The 3042-nt window shown below is 39.4% G+C and carries 4 protein-coding genes and 1 pseudogene; all 5 read left to right on the plus strand.

Going from position 1 to position 3042, the window contains the following annotated elements; translation table 11 throughout:
• Positions 1 to 186 (plus strand): annotated as a pseudogene (locus ACGF63_RS22595) (ISAs1 family transposase); the annotation flags it as partial.
• Positions 187 to 198: 12 nt separating this feature from the next.
• Complete coding sequence (locus tag ACGF63_RS22600; protein WP_387633323.1) at positions 199 to 1041, plus strand: baseplate J/gp47 family protein; 843 nt, start codon at positions 199 to 201, stop codon at positions 1039 to 1041.
• Entirely contained in the window at positions 1042 to 1647 is a 606-nt protein-coding gene (locus tag ACGF63_RS22605; protein WP_387633324.1) for a DUF2612 domain-containing protein, read from the plus strand.
• Positions 1634 to 2761 carry a phage tail protein gene (locus tag ACGF63_RS22610; RefSeq protein ID WP_387633326.1) on the plus strand — a complete coding sequence of 376 codons (1128 nt, stop codon included), beginning with the start codon at positions 1634 to 1636 and terminating at the stop codon, positions 2759 to 2761. Before ACGF63_RS22605 ends, ACGF63_RS22610 begins: the two co-directional genes overlap by 14 nt.
• A gap of 120 nt (positions 2762 to 2881) precedes the next feature.
• A partial coding sequence (locus tag ACGF63_RS22615) for a transposase family protein (RefSeq protein ID WP_387633328.1) occupies positions 2882 to 3042 on the plus strand: 161 nt, incomplete at its 3' end.

The following is a 3042-nucleotide window of genomic DNA, read 5'->3' on the forward strand; positions in this document are numbered from 1 at the left end:
GACGTCATCTTTCGGGAAGATGCTATCTCGCTTAAAGATCCTGATGGTGCAGCACAAATGGCTCTTTTTAATCGAATAGCATTAAATGTGATTAAACAAAATACGAGTATAAAAGATAGTCAAGCAGCGAAACGTCGAAGAGCGACTTGGTCAGGAGAATTTCGTAGCCAGCTTATCTTTGATTAAATTAAATACAAAGTGGAATCCCGCCCTGCTAAGATCCCTGACAGCGGTTCTGTTGATGTTGTTTTCCAAAACTCAACAACAGGGCCGTTAGCATGCCAAATTGATGATTTGAACACGATTTATAGCTCAGTACCAGGCTGGTCTGGTATCAGTAATGCGAGTGCTGGCGTATCTGGCACAGATGAGGAGACCCGATCTAACTTTGAATACCGTCGAAAACAATCTGTTGCTAAAAATGCGACAAACTCATTACATGCCATTTATGCAGCAACATTAGAAGTAAATGGGGTAGCAGACTCATACGTTATTTCAAATGATACTTCGGTAGTAAAAACAGTTGGGATATCAAAATACAGAATAGCGCCGAACTCTATTTATATTGCTGTGTATGGGGGAAAAACTGAGGATGTCACAAGAGCAATCTGGAAGAAAAAGCCTCCAGGTATTCCTACGAACGGGAATACAACTCACACCATTGTGGATGATGAAAACTATGTTCAGCCTTACCCCAAATATGAAATTAAATATGTGATACCAGTGCCCATTCGTGTTTATGTTGACGTCTCACTTGCTAATAGTGATTACCTTCCTGCTGATATTGAAATACAGGTTAAGTCAGCTATAGCGCAAGCATTTAACGGTGAAGATGGTGGAATGCGAGCAAGAATAGCATCTACATTATTTGCTGGTAGATATTATTCAGGTGTTTATAACATAGATACATCGAGTGTTGATATTTATAGCATTACACTTAGCCGTGACGGTACTGCTTATTCAACATCAATTAGTTTTGGTATTGATGAAATCCCAACGCTTGACACTGATAATATATCCGTAAAATTAGTAGGTTCATAAATGGAAAATGTGGAAGCAACTATTCTTGCTCAGTATGCCGCTAGCCCAAAACTCAACTCACTTATTCGAAGTTTCAATGCTGCTGTTTCCTCTGCTGAATTTATTAATACATTTTACGACCTGATTTGGAATATTGACACAGCAAACACGTATGGGCTGGATGTATGGGGAAAAATAGTGAATGTTAGCAGATGGTTGACTGTTAATGAAAATGCAAAATACCTGGGATTTGGTGAAGCTTTTCTGAGTATTTCGACAACAACAGATCCAGACCCATTTGGCCAAGCGCCATTTTACGCCGTGGAATCAAAAACAAAAACTATTGAACTATCAGATCAGATGTATCGAAAGCTGATTATGATGAAAGCCATGTCAAATATATCTGATTGCACTATACCAAACATCAACAGAATGCTTGTTTATATGTTTAGCGATAGCGGACGTGCATATATCACTGATGATGGAAATATGAAGATGAGTTATGTATTTGAATTTCAGCTATCAACAGCAGAATTAGCAATTGTTCAAACATCGGGAGCACTACCGTATCCAGCCGGTGTCGGCGTCTCTATTGTCGAAAGGATACCGAAAAATGAAATCAACTGAAAAACCTAATCTTATTGCTGTTCCATTTGCGAGCGCTGGAGACTATAACGAGATTGCAATAAAATCAACTGAAAGCAGTTTGGCAAAAGGCGTAGCTACGTATCCGAGCGGTTTTCCCCCGTTAACGATGACAGCAATATCTGCTGGTGGAATTCCTCCATCTGGCAAGGATATGAACGGGATATTGAATGATATTACTACCGCAATACGTTATTCAATGTCTGGTGGCCTGTATTCGTATGATGCTGATTTTAGTGCTGCCATTGATGGTTATCCTAAAGGGGCTATTGTTGCCAGTTATGATGGAAGTAAAATTTGGTGGAATGGGGTAGAAGATAACAATACAGATCCGGATAGTACATCAGTTTCCGGTTGGAAAAATCTATTAGCAGATCCTAACGGGTTATTTCTACAGAAAGCCAATAACTTATCTGATGTTAATAACAAAGCGACAGCGCGTAATAATTTAGGACTGGGAGAGCTTGCAACTCAAGATTCTATTCCCGATGCTACATTAGCCCAAAAAGGAATTATTCAGCTTACTGACAAGACAGGCAACAGTAATATACTTGCAGCAACTCAGAAACTTGTTTCCAGTGTAAATGATAATGCAAACAGTAAGCTCGCTAAAAATCAAAATGGCGCTGACATCTTCAATAAAACTGAATTTGTAAAAAATATTGGTTTATCGGAAACGGTGGAGTTGGTTAAAGGAGCGGTGCCGAATAGACCGAAAATTAACGAGAAGCCGTTGACCGGGGATATTAGTTTGAATGCTGGGGATGTGGGAAGTTATGCTAAATCTGAGAGTGATAATACGTTCTTGCGCATTTCTAGCGATAAAACCGCAACAGTTGGCAGTTTACTGATTGATAGTAAAACTCCATTTCCTGAATTACGTTTTAAGTCAAAAGATGGGTGTGTATTGGGAATTAACGGCTCAGAAGGGAAATTGTTGCATATATATTCTAACGATCCCAGGAATCAGCGACGTTACAATATATTAACACCTGAGAGAAGTGGTACTCTTGCATTACAAAATGCAGCCATAAAATCCGAAAATGGTTGGTGGCAATGTGGGGATACTGGGATAATTATCAGGGCTAACGCATGATCATTTTTTATCCATAAGATGACGAATTAACCGTACAAAATAAGCCACGCTTTATTTTTGTTGCAATCTTATCTGTTTGCCGTTATTTATCCACAACTTCCCGTAATAATGGCCTTATTGATGACTCAGAAAGCCCTGTTTGACTACCTTGAAGCCTTACCTGATCCACGTCAACAAGCAAAATGTTCTCATGTGCTATCTGAGGTCATTTTTATGACACTCTGTGCCATGATGTGTGGTTTTGATACCTGGTCCGAAATTGCGCTCTTTGCTCAGGAACG

The sequence above is a fragment of the Photorhabdus sp. RM322S genome (genome assembly GCF_042879395.1).
In the GTDB taxonomy this organism is placed as follows: Bacteria; Pseudomonadota; Gammaproteobacteria; order Enterobacterales; family Enterobacteriaceae; genus Photorhabdus; species Photorhabdus khanii.

Bases quoted from the DNA above. Each gene is read 5' to 3' on its own strand.
- ACGF63_RS22605 (WP_387633324.1), top strand. From the start codon at position 1,042: ATGGAAAATGTGGAAGCAACTATTCTTGCTCAGTATGCCGCTAGCCCA.
- ACGF63_RS22610 (WP_387633326.1), top strand. From the start codon at position 1,634: ATGAAATCAACTGAAAAACCTAATCTTATTGCTGTTCCATTTGCGAGC.